Here is a 14,692-nt window from a genome sequence, read left to right as displayed (position 1 = left end):
GGATATCCCCTAAGTTGAAAGCCGGTGAGGCAAAAACAAGCGGCCATTGTAGCGACCAGACGCCGACTTATCCACACGAAGGTGGTTCATCGCCCAAGAAGAATCTCCGTTTTATACGCAAAAAAGGCGACCAGTGGTCTGTGCATAAGCTCTGTGGATAACCGGGGTTAAGGTCATTGTACAAGTGGGGGCGAAACTCGGTGGATAACCGGCCTGTGGATAAAGCCACCTTTCACACACAGGTTATCCGACAGCGCAGCACAGGCTGAACACTGTTTTCCACCGTAGTTGTCATTCTCTGTACAGCTGGTAAAACAAGGCCTGAATCGACTTATCCACAGATGAATGCGCACCTAGCTTTTATAAGCTTTACAGAAAAGCTTTAAATACTTTCCTTTCTTATTTTTATATCTACGCAAGGTGCGAACACAGAAAAACCTCCGGAGATCTATTTATAAGGAAACGTTGGTTGGAAATTGACCTGAAGGCTTGCTTTCTCTAGAATCCCCGGTCTCTTAAAACGGGGGCCATTCCGGCCCGTTGTGGACGAACCAGGTAACACGACAATGAAACGTACTTTCCAACCAAGCACTATCAAACGCGCTCGTACCCACGGTTTCCGTGCTCGCATGGCTACCAAGAACGGTCGTGCCGTCCTGTCGCGTCGTCGCGCCAAAGGTCGTGCGCGTCTGGCAGTTTGATAATCCGGCACTGGAGGTGAGTCAGGACTTCAGTCGGGAAAAGCGTCTGCTTACCCCCCGGCATTTCAAGGCAGTCTTTGACTCCCCTACCGGCAAGGTTCCGGGGAAAAATCTCCTGCTCCTTGCGCGCAACAACGATCTTGATCACCCCCGTCTCGGGTTGGTTATCGGGAAAAAGAGCGTAAAGCTCTCCGTCGAGCGCAATCGCCTCAAACGTCTGATGCGCGAATCGTTTCGCCTGAACCAGGATTCTCTGGTCGGTTGGGACATTGTTATCGTCGCGCGTAAAGGTTTGGGTGACGTAGAAAACCCCGAATTGATTCAGCATCTCGGCAAACTCTGGAAACGACTGGCTCGCAGTTCGCCGGTACCAGCAGTTAAAACCGAACCTGTAGGGGTAGACAGTCCGGATGCGTAAACTGGCACTCGTTCCGATCCAGTTTTATCGCTATGCCATTAGTCCCCTGATGGCCGATCACTGTCGTTTCTACCCCAGCTGTTCTTGCTACGCGTTAGAAGCCATCGAAAATCATGGCCTTCTTCGCGGTGGCTGGCTGACCTTTCGTCGTTTAGGTCGCTGTCATCCGTGGAATTCCGGTGGTTATGACCCGGTTCCACCTATCCCTACCTCCCGTTCTTCTTCGATGGCCGAGTAATCATGGATATCAAACGCACGATCCTGATCGTCGCCCTGGCAATCGTGTCCTACGTTATGGTTCTTAAATGGAACCAGGACTATGGCCAAGCTGCCCTGCCGACTCAGAATGTTGCCACCAATACGACTGCATCGGGCCTGCCGGATACGGCATCTGGCTCCAACGCTTCCGCCAGTGACGACATTCCACGTGCTGCAAGCGACACCAGCGCACCTGCCGAAACGCCGGTGGCTGTGAGCAAGGACCTCATCCAGATCAAAACGGATGTACTGGACCTGGCTGTCGACCCACAAGGTGGCGATGTTGCCCAGCTGACCCTGCCACTGTATCCGCGTCGTCAGGATCACCCGGAAATTCCGTTCCAGCTGTTCGATAACGGCGGCGAACGTACTTATCTGGCGCAAAGCGGTCTGATCGGCACCAACGGTCCGGATGCAAATCCGGCCGGTCGTCCGGTTTATTCCTCGGAGAAGAAGGTTTATCAGCTGGCCGACGGTCAGGACCAATTGGTCGTTGACCTGAAGTTCAGCAAGGACGGCGTCAACTACATCAAGCGTTTCACCCTGAAACGCGGCCTGTATGACGTAACCGTTTCCTACCTGATCGACAACCAGAGCGCCCAGCCCTGGACCGGTGCGATGTTCGCCCAGTTGAAGCGCGACGCCAGCGCCGATCCTTCGTCGACCACGGCTACTGGTACCGCGACTTACCTGGGTGCCGCCCTGTGGACAAGTTCCGAGCCGTACAAGAAAGTGTCCATGAAGGACATGGACAAGGCGGCGCTGAAAGAAACCGTCACTGGCGGTTGGGTTGCCTGGTTGCAGCACTACTTCGTGACCGCATGGATTCCGGCCAAGGGCGAAAACAACGTCGTCCAGACCCGTAAAGACAGCAAAGGCAACTACATCATCGGCTACACCGGTCCATCGATGAGTGTTGCACCGGGTGCCAAGGCTGAAACCAGCGCCGTTCTGTACGCTGGTCCGAAAAGCCAGGCCGTGCTGAAAGAGTTGTCCCCAGGTCTGGAGCTGACGGTCGACTACGGCATTCTGTGGTTCATCGCCCAACCGATCTTCTGGTTGCTGCAACATATCCACGCCATTGTGGGTAACTGGGGCTGGTCGATCATCTTCCTGACCATGCTGATCAAAGGGATCTTCTTCCCGCTGTCGGCTGCCAGCTACAAATCCATGGCGCGCATGCGTGCAGTGGCACCGAAACTGGCCGCGCTGAAAGAGCAACATGGCGATGACCGGCAGAAAATGTCGCAAGCCATGATGGAGCTGTACAAGAAAGAGAAGATCAATCCGCTGGGTGGTTGCTTGCCAATCCTCGTGCAGATGCCGGTTTTCCTCTCGCTGTACTGGGTTCTGCTGGAAAGCGTCGAGATGCGTCAGGCGCCGTTCATGCTGTGGATTACTGACCTGTCGATCAAGGATCCGTTCTTCATTCTGCCGATCATCATGGGTGCAACCATGTTCATCCAGCAGCAGCTGAACCCGACTCCTCCGGATCCGATGCAGGCCAAGGTGATGAAGCTGATGCCAATCATCTTCACCTTCTTCTTCCTGTGGTTCCCGGCTGGTCTGGTGCTGTACTGGGTAGTGAACAACTGCCTGTCGATCGCCCAACAGTGGTACATCACACGTAAGATCGAAGCAGCCGCTAAAGCAGCTGCCTGATTTACACTGTGGATAACCACTCAAAACGCCCCCTAGTGGGGCGTTTTGCTATCTGTCACTTTTGTCTGGATACCGGTTTATGAGCGTTCCTCGTGAAACCATCGCAGCCGTCGCCACCGCTCAAGGTCGCGGCGGTGTAGGCATCGTGCGTATTTCCGGGCCGTTGGCCAGCGTTGCGGCCAAGGCCTTCAGTGGTCGCGAGCTCAAGCCGCGATTTGCTCACTACGGTCCGTTTTTCAGTGAAAACGACGAGGTGCTGGACCAGGGCATTGCCTTGTATTTCCCCGGCCCGAACTCGTTCACTGGCGAAGATGTCCTGGAGCTGCAAGGCCATGGCGGCCCGATTGTTCTGGATATGCTGCTCAAACGCTGTCTGGAACTGGGTTGCCGTCTCGCCCGGCCGGGGGAATTCAGTGAGCGCGCCTTCCTTAACGACAAACTGGACCTCGCCCAGGCCGAAGCCATTGCCGACCTGATTGAAGCCAGTTCCGCCCAGGCTGCGCGAAATGCGTTGCGCTCCCTGCAGGGTGCCTTCTCGTCGCGTGTGCATAACCTCACCGAGCAATTGATCGGCCTGCGCATCTATGTCGAAGCGGCCATCGATTTTCCGGAAGAAGAAATCGACTTCCTCGCCGATGGTCACGTCCTGAGCATGCTCGACAAGGTGCGCGACGAGTTATCCACTGTAATCCGCGAAGCCGGGCAGGGCGCCTTGCTGCGTGACGGCATGACCGTGGTCATTGCCGGTCGTCCGAATGCCGGCAAATCCAGCCTGCTCAATGCCCTGGCCGGGCGTGAAGCAGCGATCGTAACGGAAATTGCCGGTACCACCCGTGACGTGCTTCGCGAACATATCCACATCGATGGCATGCCGCTGCACGTCGTGGATACCGCCGGTCTGCGCGATACCGATGATCATGTTGAAAAAATCGGCGTCGAGCGTGCCTTGAAGGCCATCGGCGAAGCGGATCGGGTATTGCTGGTGGTCGATGCCACAGCGCCCGAAGCCCTCGATCCGTTCGCGCTGTGGCCGGAGTTTCTCGAAATCCGTCCCGATCCCGCGAAAGTCACCCTGATCCGCAACAAGGCCGACCTTACAGGCGAAGCCATTGCCCTGGAGGTCAGCCAGGACGGTCATGTCACCATCAGCCTGAGCGCCAAGTCGGGTGGTGTCGGGCTGGAGTTGCTGCGTGATCACCTCAAGGCCTGCATGGGCTATGAACAAACGTCTGAAAGCAGCTTCAGCGCTCGCCGGCGACACCTTGAGGCGCTACGTCATGCCAGTGCTGCCCTCGAGCATGGCCGCGCGCAATTGACCCTGGCCGGTGCTGGCGAGTTATTGGCCGAGGATTTGCGCCAGGCTCAGCAGTCGTTGGGTGAAATCACTGGTGCCTTCAGCTCTGACGATCTGCTGGGGCGTATTTTCTCCAGCTTCTGTATCGGTAAGTAGCCCTCCTGTTATTCACAGACAGGCCATTCGTGCCTGTCTGCTTTCTCCTTTTCTGAAAATAACCTCCAGTGCCGAGCGGGCTTCGTCTGCTTGAGCGTAATTCCTGTACCTGAAATTCGAGCAAACGGAGCTTTTCTGTGGATTAAGCCCTGTGAATAACCGACGCTAAGGTCAGTTGATAACAGGGCTCGAAAACTGAACATAACCGCCTCTGTGGATAACCACCCCTTTCATCCACAGGCTTACACCGGTTATCCAAGGGCCTCATTGGCACATGAACACAGGGTTTTGAATCTCTGTACATATTGAAAACAAAGGCCTGCATCAATCTATCCACAGAAAGGTGGGTGTATAGAAATAAACATAAAAACAAAGATTTAATAAATTTCTTTCTTTTTAATTTCTATAACTCCGACTTTTCCACAGCTGGTTAAATTTTGTGCAAAGGGTTCTTTAGGAAGGGCGAAGTCCCTATACTTGTCGACCAGGTCCAAAAACCTGAGCTCAAACTATTCCTGAATTACCTACTTAAGCAGGCACGAGGTGCGTGGTGGATTTCCCTTCCCGTTTTGAAGTGATCGTCATCGGCGGCGGTCATGCCGGTACCGAGGCAGCACTGGCCTCAGCACGTATGGGGGTTAAAACCCTGTTGCTGACGCATAACGTGGAAACCCTCGGTGCCATGAGTTGCAATCCGGCCATTGGCGGGATCGGCAAAAGCCACCTGGTCAAGGAAATCGACGCCCTCGGCGGCGCGATGGCCATGGCCACCGATAAAGGCGGCATCCAGTTTCGCGTGTTGAACAGCCGCAAAGGCCCGGCCGTGCGCGCAACCCGCGCACAGGCAGACCGGGTTCTGTACAAGGCAGCTGTCCGCGAAATCCTGGAAAACCAGCCGAACCTGTGGATATTTCAACAGGCCGCTGACGACCTGATCGTTGAGCAGGAACAAGTTCGTGGTGTTGTCACGCAAATGGGTCTGCGTTTCCTCGCCGATTCCGTGGTGCTGACCACCGGCACGTTCCTCGGTGGACTTATCCACATCGGTTTGCAGAATTTTTCCGGCGGTCGCGCCGGTGATCCGCCATCGATCGCGCTGGCTCACCGTCTGCGTGAACTGCCATTGCGTGTGGGTCGTTTGAAAACCGGTACTCCACCGCGTATCGACGGCCGGTCCGTGGATTTCTCGGTGATGTCCGAACAACCGGGTGATACGCCGATCCCGGTGATGTCGTTCATGGGCAACAAGGAACAGCATCCACGACAGGTCAGTTGCTGGATTACCCACACAAATGCCCGTACCCACGAAATCATTGCCGCGAACCTCGACCGTTCGCCGATGTATTCCGCTGCCGGCGAGATCGAAGGCATCGGCCCGCGTTATTGCCCGTCGATCGAAGACAAGATCCATCGCTTCGCCGACAAGGAAAGCCATCAGGTGTTCATCGAACCGGAAGGTTTGACCACCCATGAGCTGTATCCGAACGGGATATCCACAAGCTTGCCGTTCGACGTGCAATTGCAGATCGTGCAATCGATCCGCGGCATGGAAAACGCGCACATCGTGCGTCCTGGCTACGCGATCGAGTACGACTACTTCGATCCACGGGATTTGAAATACAGCCTGGAAACCAAAGTCATCGGCGGTCTGTTCTTCGCCGGGCAAATCAACGGTACAACCGGTTACGAAGAAGCCGGTGCCCAGGGTTTGCTCGCCGGAACCAACGCTGCACTGCGTGCACAAGGCAAAGAGGCCTGGTGCCCGCGTCGCGACGAGGCCTATATCGGTGTGTTGGTCGACGACCTGATCACCCTTGGTACCCAAGAGCCGTACCGGATGTTCACGTCCCGCGCCGAATATCGTCTGATCCTGCGCGAAGACAACGCCGACCTGCGCTTGACCGAAAAAGGTCGCGAACTGGGCCTGGTGGATGACGTGCGCTGGGCGGCTTTCTGCAAAAAACGCGAAAGCATCGAACTGGAAGAGCAGCGCCTGAAAAGCACCTGGGTACGCCCGGGCACCGAACAGGGCGATGCCATTGCCGAAAAATTCGGCACGCCACTGACTCACGAATACAACCTGCTCAATCTCTTGAGCCGTCCGGAAATCGACTACGCTGGTCTGATTGCCGTGACCGGTGGGGGCGCAGAAGATCCACAGGTTGCCGAGCAGGTCGAAATCAAGACCAAGTACGCCGGCTACATCGATCGTCAACAGGATGAAATCGCCCGCTTGCGTGCCAGCGAAGACACCAGACTGCCTGTGGATATCGATTACACGAACATTTCCGGTCTCTCCAAGGAGATCCAGAGCAAGCTCGGCGCGACCCGTCCAGAAACCCTGGGCCAGGCCTCGCGTATCCCGGGCGTTACGCCGGCAGCCATTTCGCTGTTGATGATTCATTTGAAAAAACGCGGCGCGGGCCGTCAGTTGGAGCAAAGCGCTTGAGTTCGTTGGTCACTTCGCAACACGCAGAAGAGTTATCCACAGGTGCTCGCCAACTCGGTGTCACGCTGACAGAAACCCAGCACGCACAGTTGCTGGGTTACCTGGCCCTGTTGATCAAATGGAACAAGGCTTACAACCTCACCGCCGTGCGTGATCCGGACGAAATGGTTTCCCGTCACTTGCTCGATAGCCTGAGCGTGATGTCGTTCATCGAAAACGGTCGCTGGCTCGACGTCGGCAGCGGCGGCGGCATGCCGGGCATTCCGCTGGCGATCCTGTTTCCCGAGTCCCAGGTGACCTGCCTGGACAGCAACGGCAAGAAAACCCGCTTCCTGACCCAGGTCAAACTCGAACTCAAACTGGATAACCTGCAAGTTATCCACAGTCGCGTCGAAGCATTCCAGCCTGCACAGCCATTCAACGGGATCATTTCCCGGGCGTTCAGCAGCATGGAAAACTTCAGCAACTGGACTCGCCACCTCGGCGATAGCGAAACACGCTGGCTGGCAATGAAGGGCGTTCATCCGGCCGATGAGCTGGTAGCATTGCCGGCAGACTTCCACCTCGATAGCGAACACGCCCTGGCCGTACCTGGTTGCCAAGGCCAACGCCATCTGCTGATACTGCGCCGCACGGCATGATTGGGAACACAAGCAAGAATGGCTAAGGTATTCGCGATTGCGAACCAAAAGGGTGGCGTGGGCAAAACCACCACCTGCATCAACCTCGCAGCATCCCTGGTCGCGACCAAGCGCCGGGTGCTGTTGATTGATCTCGATCCACAGGGCAACGCCACCATGGGTAGCGGTGTGGATAAACATGGCCTGGAAAACTCGGTCTACGACCTGCTGATCGGCGAATGTGACCTGGCCCAGGCCATGCACTACTCCGAACACGGTGGTTACCAGCTGTTGCCGGCTAACCGCGACCTCACCGCGGCCGAAGTGGTTCTGCTGGAAATGCAGATGAAGGAAAGCCGTCTGCGCAGCGCGCTGGCGCCGATCCGGGAAAACTACGATTACATCCTGATCGACTGCCCGCCGTCGCTGTCGATGCTGACCCTGAACGCACTGGTTGCCGCCGACGGGGTCATTATCCCCATGCAGTGCGAGTATTTCGCACTCGAAGGCTTGAGCGACCTTGTGGATAACATCAAGCGTATCTCTGAACTGCTGAACCCGAACCTGAAGGTCGAAGGCCTGCTGCGCACGATGTACGACCCGCGCCTTAGCCTGATGAACGATGTCTCGGCGCAGCTCAAGGAACACTTCGGCGAGCAGCTCTACGATACCGTCATTCCACGCAACATCCGTCTGGCCGAAGCACCAAGCTACGGCATGCCGGCGCTGGCGTACGACAAAGCGTCGCGAGGCGCCGTTGCCTACCTGGCATTGGCGGGCGAGATGGTTCGTCGTCAACGCAAAAACTCACGCATCGCCGCTGCTCAGGCAACTTAAGGAATCCCCATGGCCGTCAAGAAACGAGGTCTCGGACGTGGACTGGATGCTCTGTTGAGTGGTCCGACTGTCAGCTCGCTGGAAGAACAAGCGGCGCAAGCCGATCAGCGTGAGCTGCAGCACCTTCCCCTGGATCTGCTCCAGCGCGGCAAGTACCAGCCGCGTCGTGACATGGATCCGCAGGCGCTCGAAGAGCTGGCGCAGTCGATCAAGGCCCAGGGTGTCATGCAACCCATCGTGGTTCGCCCGATCGGCAGCGGCCGCTTCGAGATCATTGCCGGCGAACGCCGCTGGCGCGCCAGCCAGCAAGCCGGGCAGGAAACGATCCCGGCGATGGTTCGCGATGTACCCGATGAAACCGCGATCGCTATCGCCCTGATCGAGAATATCCAGCGCGAAGACCTGAACCCGATTGAAGAAGCCGTGGCCCTGCAGCGTTTGCAGCAGGAGTTCCAGCTGACCCAGCAACAGGTAGCCGAGGCTGTGGGCAAGTCCCGGGTGACCGTGGCCAACCTGTTGCGCCTGATTTCCTTGCCGGAAGTCATTAAGACCATGTTGTCCCACGGCGACCTGGAAATGGGTCATGCCCGTGCATTGCTCGGTTTGCCGGAAATTCAACAGGTTGAAGGGGCGCGACATGTTGTCGCACGCGGGCTGACCGTGCGCCAAACCGAGGCACTGGTTCGCCAGTGGTTGAGTGGGAAACCGGAGCCTGTTGAACCGGCAAAACCGGACCCGGATATCGCCCGTCTCGAACAGCGCCTGGCCGAGCGCCTAGGCTCTGCGGTGCAGATCCGCCACGGTAAGAAGGGTAAAGGGCAGTTGGTGATTGGCTACAACTCACTGGATGAGCTTCAAGGCGTACTTGCACATATCCGCTGAAACATTTCCTCATGTAGCGCGCAGTCGGAAATCACTACCTGACAGTTGAATAGGGGCAGAACCGCCCCTATACTCTGCGCGCATTTTGTCGGCACAAATTATGCCAAGTTATTGAATTTCGGCAGCCGACCATTGGAGAGTAAAAGTGATGGAAACCCGCACGCCAAACCGCCTGCCCTTCCATCGCCTGGCAGTTTTTCCGGTGTTAATGGCTCAATTTGTCGTGTTGCTGATCGCCGCTTTGGCGCTTTGGTACCGATATGGAGTCGTTGCCGGGTACTCGGGACTCTGCGGAGGCCTGATAGCCTTGCTACCCAATGTTTATTTCGCTCACAGGGCATTTCGGTTTTCCGGCGCTCGAGCGGCCCAGTCCATCGTCCGGTCTTTTTATGCCGGCGAGGCAGGCAAACTGATTTTGACGGCAGTGCTGTTTGCACTGGTGTTTGCAGGTGTGAAGCCACTGGCGCCGATTGCAGTATTCGGTGCCTTCGTGCTGACTCAGTCAGTCAGCTGGTTCGCTCCCCTGCTGATGAGAACAAGACTTTCGAGACCTTAGGGCGTTTGAGGCAACCATGGCAGAAACAACCGCTTCGGGCTATATCCAGCACCACTTGCAGAACCTGACCTTCGGTCAGCTCCCTACCGGCGGCTGGGGCTTTGCCCACACCGCAGCAGAAGCCAAGGAAATGGGCTTCTGGGCTTTCCATGTCGATACTCTCGGCTGGTCGGTCGCATTGGGTCTGATCTTCGTTCTTCTTTTCCGCATGGCGGCAAAGAAAGCGACTTCGGGTCAGCCAGGTGCTTTGCAGAACTTCGTTGAAGTTTTGGTCGAATTCGTCGATGGCAGCGTGAAAGACAGCTTCCATGGCCGTAGCCCGGTGATTGCACCGCTGGCACTGACCATCTTCGTCTGGGTGTTCCTGATGAACGCCGTCGACCTGGTACCGGTCGACTGGATTCCTCAACTGGCCATCCTGATCACCGGCGACCACCACATCCCGTTCCGCGCCGTGTCGACCACCGACCCGAACGCGACCCTGGGCATGGCGTTCTCGGTCTTCGCACTGATCATTTTCTACAGCATCAAGGTCAAGGGCCTCGGCGGCTTCATCGGCGAGCTGACCCTGCACCCGTTCGGCAGCAAGAACATCTTCGTTCAGGCCCTGCTGATCCCGGTGAACTTCCTGCTGGAATTCGTGACCCTGATCGCCAAGCCGATCTCCCTTGCTCTGCGTCTGTTCGGCAACATGTACGCCGGCGAGCTGGTCTTCATTCTGATTGCTGTGATGTTCGGCAGCGGTCTGCTCTGGCTTAGTGGCCTGGGCGTTGTTCTGCAGTGGGCGTGGGCTGTGTTCCACATCCTGATCATCACCCTGCAGGCGTTCATCTTCATGATGTTGACCATCGTTTACCTGTCGATGGCACACGAAGAAAACCATTAAGGCCAGTCTCGACTAGTCTGATGTCCTTCCCGGTAAAACGGGAAGGTGCTCCTTGCGGGGCATCTGAAACGATTTGTTTTACCGCTTTAATCTAAAAAACCTAAACCATACGACGTAAAAGTCGGGAGGAAAGATGGAAACTGTAGTTGGTCTAACCGCTATCGCTGTTGCACTGTTGATCGGCCTGGGCGCACTGGGTACCGCAATTGGTTTCGGCCTGCTGGGCGGCAAGTTCCTGGAAGGCGCAGCGCGTCAGCCAGAAATGGTTCCAATGCTGCAAGTTAAAATGTTCATCGTTGCCGGTCTGCTCGACGCCGTAACCATGATCGGTGTTGGTATCGCTCTGTTCTTCACCTTTGCGAACCCGTTCGTTGGTCAAATCGCTGGCTAATTACTCGGATCTTCCGGGTAATTTGGTGTGATGGACAACGTAACTGCGAGGTGTTGGCGTGAACATTAATGCGACCCTGATTGGCCAGTCCGTTGCGTTCCTGATTTTTGTACTGTTCTGCATGAAGTTCGTATGGCCTCCGGTCATTGCGGCACTGCACGAACGTCAAAAGAAGATCGCTGATGGTCTGGACGCTGCCAGCCGTGCAGCTCGCGACCTGGAGTTGGCCCAAGAGAAAGCGGGTCACCAACTGCGCGAAGCGAAAGCTCAGGCAGCTGAAATCATCGAGCAAGCCAAGAAACGCGGTAACCAGATTGTCGAAGAGGCTGTTGAAAAAGCCCGTGTCGACGCTGACCGTGTGAAGGTTCAGGCTCAAGCCGAGATCGAACAGGAACTGAACAGTGTCAAAGACGCGCTGCGTGCCCAAGTGGGCTTGCTGGCAGTCGGCGGCGCCGAGAAGATCCTGGGTGCCACAATCGATCAAAACGCGCACGCAGAGCTGGTTAACCAACTGGCTGCTGAAATCTAAGCGAGGGCGATCATGGCAGAACTGACCACGTTGGCCCGACCTTACGCTAAGGCGGCCTTCGAGCACGCTCAGGCCCACCAGCAACTGGCCAATTGGTCAGCCATGCTCGGCCTGGCTGCAGCGGTGTCGGAAGACGACACCATGCAGCGCGTGCTCAAGGCCCCGCGACTGACGAGCGCAGAAAAGGCCGCCACGTTCATTGACGTGTGCGGCGACAAGTTTGATGCCAAGGCACAGAACTTCATCCACGTCGTTGCCGAAAACGACCGTCTCCCGCTGTTGCCGGAGATCGCCGCTCTGTTTGACCTGTACAAGGCCGAACAAGAGAAGTCGGTAGACGTTGAAGTGACCAGTGCTTTTGCATTGAACCAAGAACAGCAAGACAAACTCGCCAAGGTTCTCAGTGCACGACTCAACCGGGAAGTGCGCCTGCAAGTTGCGGAGGACGCTGCCCTTATTGGTGGTGTCGTCATCCGCGCCGGCGACCTGGTTATCGATGGCTCGATTCGCGGCAAAATCGCGAAACTTGCCGAAGCATTGAAATCTTGAGTTTGAAGGGGCAGCAGAGCAATGCAGCAACTCAATCCTTCCGAAATAAGTGAAATTATCAAGGGCCGCATCGACAAGCTCGATGTGACCTCCCAAGCCCGTAACGAAGGCACTGTCGTCAGCGTATCTGACGGTATCGTGCGGATTCACGGTCTGGCCGACGTAATGTACGGCGAGATGATCGAGTTTCCGGGCGGCGTCTTCGGTATGGCCCTCAACCTGGAGCAAGACTCCGTAGGTGCCGTTGTATTGGGCGCATACCAGTCTCTGGCTGAAGGCATGAGCGCCAAGTGCACCGGCCGCATCCTGGAAGTTCCGGTTGGTAAGGAACTGCTGGGTCGCGTAGTCGACGCACTGGGTAACCCTGTTGACGGCAAAGGTCCACTGGGCAACACCGAGACCGACGCGGTCGAGAAAGTTGCTCCAGGCGTGATCTGGCGTAAGTCGGTAGACCAGCCTGTACAGACTGGCTACAAGGCTGTCGATGCCATGATCCCTGTCGGCCGTGGCCAGCGTGAGCTGATCATCGGTGACCGTCAGATCGGTAAAACCGCTCTGGCGATCGACGCGATCATCAACCAGAAGAACAGCGGCATTTTCTGCGTCTACGTAGCGATCGGTCAGAAACAATCGACCATCGCCAACGTGGTTCGCAAGCTGGAAGAAAACGGCGCCCTGGCCAACACGATCATCGTGGCTGCCAGTGCTTCGGAATCTCCTGCGCTGCAATTCCTGGCACCGTACTCCGGTTGCACCATGGGTGAATTCTTCCGCGACCGCGGTGAAGACGCGCTGATCGTTTATGACGATCTGTCCAAGCAAGCAGTGGCTTACCGCCAGATTTCCCTGCTGCTGCGCCGTCCACCAGGCCGTGAAGCTTACCCAGGCGACGTGTTCTATCTCCACTCCCGTCTGCTGGAGCGCGCATCCCGCGTTTCGGAAGAATACGTAGAGAAGTTCACCAACGGCGCAGTGACCGGCAAAACCGGTTCCCTGACCGCACTGCCGATCATCGAAACCCAGGCTGGCGACGTTTCCGCGTTCGTTCCGACCAACGTGATTTCCATCACCGACGGTCAGATCTTCCTGGAATCGGCCATGTTCAACTCGGGCATCCGCCCTGCAGTGAACGCCGGTGTTTCGGTATCCCGTGTGGGTGGTGCCGCTCAGACCAAGATCATCAAGAAGCTGTCCGGTGGTATCCGTACCGCTCTGGCTCAGTACCGTGAACTGGCGGCATTCGCCCAGTTCGCTTCTGACCTGGACGAAGCGACCCGTAAGCAACTTGAGCATGGTCAGCGCGTTACCGAGCTGATGAAGCAGAAGCAATACGCACCAATGTCGATCGCTGACATGGCGCTGTCGCTGTATGCCGCTGAGCGTGGGTTCCTGACTGACGTTGAAATCGCCAAGATCGGCAGCTTCGAGCAAGCGCTGATTGCTTTCTTCAACCGCGATCACGCCGATTTGATGGCGAAGATCAACGTGAAAGGTGACTTCAATGACGAAATCGACGCTGGCATGAAAGCCGGTATCGAGAAGTTCAAGGCCACCCAAACCTGGTAAGCCGCAGCGGGAGCCGCAAGGCTCCCGCTTGCTAACCTGATAGGTGTTACATGGCAGGCGCAAAAGAGATTCGCAGTAAGATTGCGAGCATCAAAAGCACGCAAAAGATTACCAGCGCCATGGAAAAAGTGGCGGTCAGCAAAATGCGCAAGGCACAAATGCGCATGGCTGCTAGCCGTCCTTATGCGGAGCGTATCCGCCAGGTAATTGGGCATCTGGCCAACGCCAACCCGGAATACCGCCACCCGTTCATGATCGACCGCGAAATCAAGCGTGTCGGTTATGTCGTAGTGAGCAGTGACCGTGGTCTGTGCGGTGGCTTGAACACCAACCTGTTCAAGGCCCTGGTCAAGGACATGGCGGTAAACCGCGAAAACGGCGTCGAGATCGATCTGTGTGTCGTTGGTAGCAAGGGTGCGGCCTTTTTCCGCAACTTCGGCGGTAACGTCGTTGCAGCTATCAGCCACCTGGGTGAAGAGCCGTCGATCAATGATCTGATCGGCAGCGTCAAGGTGATGCTGGATGCCTACCTGGACGGCCGTATTGACCGCCTGTCCGTGGTGTCCAACAAGTTCATCAACACCATGACGCAACAGCCTACCGTGGAGCAGTTGATTCCACTGGTGGCAACCCCGGATCAAGACCTCAAGCACCACTGGGACTATCTCTACGAACCGGATGCCAAGGAGCTGCTGGACGGCTTGATGGTCCGTTACGTGGAGTCGCAGGTCTACCAGGCGGTGGTCGAGAACAACGCGGCTGAACAAGCTGCGCGGATGATCGCGATGAAGAACGCTACCGACAATGCCGGTGATTTGATCAGCGATTTGCAGCTGGTCTACAACAAGGCGCGTCAGGCTGCGATCACCCAAGAGATCTCGGAAATCGTCGGCGGCGCTGCCGCGGTTTAACGGTTCAAATATTCAGAGGATCCAGCT

Annotated in this window: 16 protein-coding genes; all 16 read left to right on the top strand. The window is 56.5% G+C overall.

Annotation, left to right across the window (positions count from 1 at the left end):
- Positions 1-566 precede the first annotated feature (566 nt).
- The 16 genes from rpmH (at position 567) to atpG (ending at position 14,665) form a co-directional block, all read left to right on the top strand.
- Positions 567-701, top strand: coding sequence for a 50S ribosomal protein L34 (gene rpmH / locus AC3ITA_RS28805; RefSeq protein WP_003213577.1), 135 nt, complete (start codon positions 567-569; stop codon positions 699-701).
- 16 nt (positions 702-717) lie between these two features.
- Positions 718-1,119 carry a ribonuclease P protein component gene (gene rnpA, locus AC3ITA_RS28800; RefSeq protein WP_218194549.1) on the top strand — a complete coding sequence of 134 codons (402 nt, stop codon included), beginning with the start codon at positions 718-720 and terminating at the stop codon, positions 1,117-1,119.
- Complete coding sequence (gene yidD / locus AC3ITA_RS28795) at positions 1,112-1,357, top strand: membrane protein insertion efficiency factor YidD (RefSeq protein WP_095943033.1); 246 nt, start codon at positions 1,112-1,114, stop codon at positions 1,355-1,357. Before rnpA ends, yidD begins: the two co-directional genes overlap by 8 nt.
- Before the next feature lie 2 nt (positions 1,358-1,359).
- The gene (gene yidC, locus AC3ITA_RS28790) at positions 1,360-3,039 is read left to right on the top strand and encodes a membrane protein insertase YidC (protein WP_489279037.1); all 1,680 of its coding nucleotides are present in this window, start codon (positions 1,360-1,362) and stop codon (positions 3,037-3,039) included.
- A 79-nt stretch (positions 3,040-3,118) separates the two neighbouring features.
- Entirely contained in the window at positions 3,119-4,489 is a 1,371-nt protein-coding gene (gene mnmE, locus AC3ITA_RS28785; RefSeq protein WP_489279036.1) for a tRNA uridine-5-carboxymethylaminomethyl(34) synthesis GTPase MnmE, read from the top strand.
- Between the two features lie 550 nt (positions 4,490-5,039).
- Complete coding sequence (gene mnmG, locus AC3ITA_RS28780) at positions 5,040-6,938, top strand: tRNA uridine-5-carboxymethylaminomethyl(34) synthesis enzyme MnmG (RefSeq protein WP_095943036.1); 1,899 nt, start codon at positions 5,040-5,042, stop codon at positions 6,936-6,938.
- On the top strand, positions 6,935-7,579 hold the full coding sequence (rsmG, locus tag AC3ITA_RS28775; RefSeq protein WP_007969895.1) for a 16S rRNA (guanine(527)-N(7))-methyltransferase RsmG: 645 nt from the start codon (positions 6,935-6,937) through the stop codon (positions 7,577-7,579). Before mnmG ends, rsmG begins: the two co-directional genes overlap by 4 nt.
- Before the next feature lie 18 nt (positions 7,580-7,597).
- Positions 7,598-8,395, top strand: a complete 798-nt coding sequence (locus AC3ITA_RS28770; RefSeq protein WP_095943037.1) for a ParA family protein — start codon at positions 7,598-7,600, stop codon at positions 8,393-8,395.
- 9 nt (positions 8,396-8,404) lie between these two features.
- Positions 8,405-9,277, top strand: coding sequence for a ParB/RepB/Spo0J family partition protein (locus tag AC3ITA_RS28765; RefSeq protein WP_008045687.1), 873 nt, complete (start codon positions 8,405-8,407; stop codon positions 9,275-9,277).
- 148 nt (positions 9,278-9,425) lie between these two features.
- The gene (locus AC3ITA_RS28760; protein ID WP_008045685.1) at positions 9,426-9,833 is read left to right on the top strand and encodes a F0F1 ATP synthase subunit I; all 408 of its coding nucleotides are present in this window, start codon (positions 9,426-9,428) and stop codon (positions 9,831-9,833) included.
- 16 nt (positions 9,834-9,849) lie between these two features.
- On the top strand, positions 9,850-10,719 hold the full coding sequence (gene atpB / locus AC3ITA_RS28755) for a F0F1 ATP synthase subunit A (RefSeq protein WP_095943038.1): 870 nt from the start codon (positions 9,850-9,852) through the stop codon (positions 10,717-10,719).
- A 133-nt stretch (positions 10,720-10,852) separates the two neighbouring features.
- Entirely contained in the window at positions 10,853-11,110 is a 258-nt protein-coding gene (atpE, locus tag AC3ITA_RS28750; protein ID WP_003097235.1) for a F0F1 ATP synthase subunit C, read from the top strand.
- 58 nt (positions 11,111-11,168) lie between these two features.
- Positions 11,169-11,639, top strand: a complete 471-nt coding sequence (locus AC3ITA_RS28745; RefSeq protein WP_008045681.1) for a F0F1 ATP synthase subunit B — start codon at positions 11,169-11,171, stop codon at positions 11,637-11,639.
- A 12-nt stretch (positions 11,640-11,651) separates the two neighbouring features.
- A complete protein-coding gene (locus AC3ITA_RS28740; RefSeq protein WP_008045680.1) occupies positions 11,652-12,188 on the top strand; it encodes a F0F1 ATP synthase subunit delta in 537 nt (178 codons plus the stop codon).
- 21 nt (positions 12,189-12,209) lie between these two features.
- Positions 12,210-13,754, top strand: coding sequence for a F0F1 ATP synthase subunit alpha (gene atpA / locus AC3ITA_RS28735; protein WP_030132553.1), 1,545 nt, complete (start codon positions 12,210-12,212; stop codon positions 13,752-13,754).
- Between the two features lie 50 nt (positions 13,755-13,804).
- Entirely contained in the window at positions 13,805-14,665 is an 861-nt protein-coding gene (gene atpG, locus AC3ITA_RS28730) for a F0F1 ATP synthase subunit gamma (RefSeq protein WP_008045673.1), read from the top strand.
- The last annotated feature ends 27 nt before the right edge of the window (positions 14,666-14,692 follow it).

The sequence above is a fragment of the Pseudomonas sp. GL_090 genome (assembly GCF_057837765.1).
Note: the sequence above shows the minus strand (reverse complement) of the source record. Positions and strands in the feature narration are given on the sequence as shown.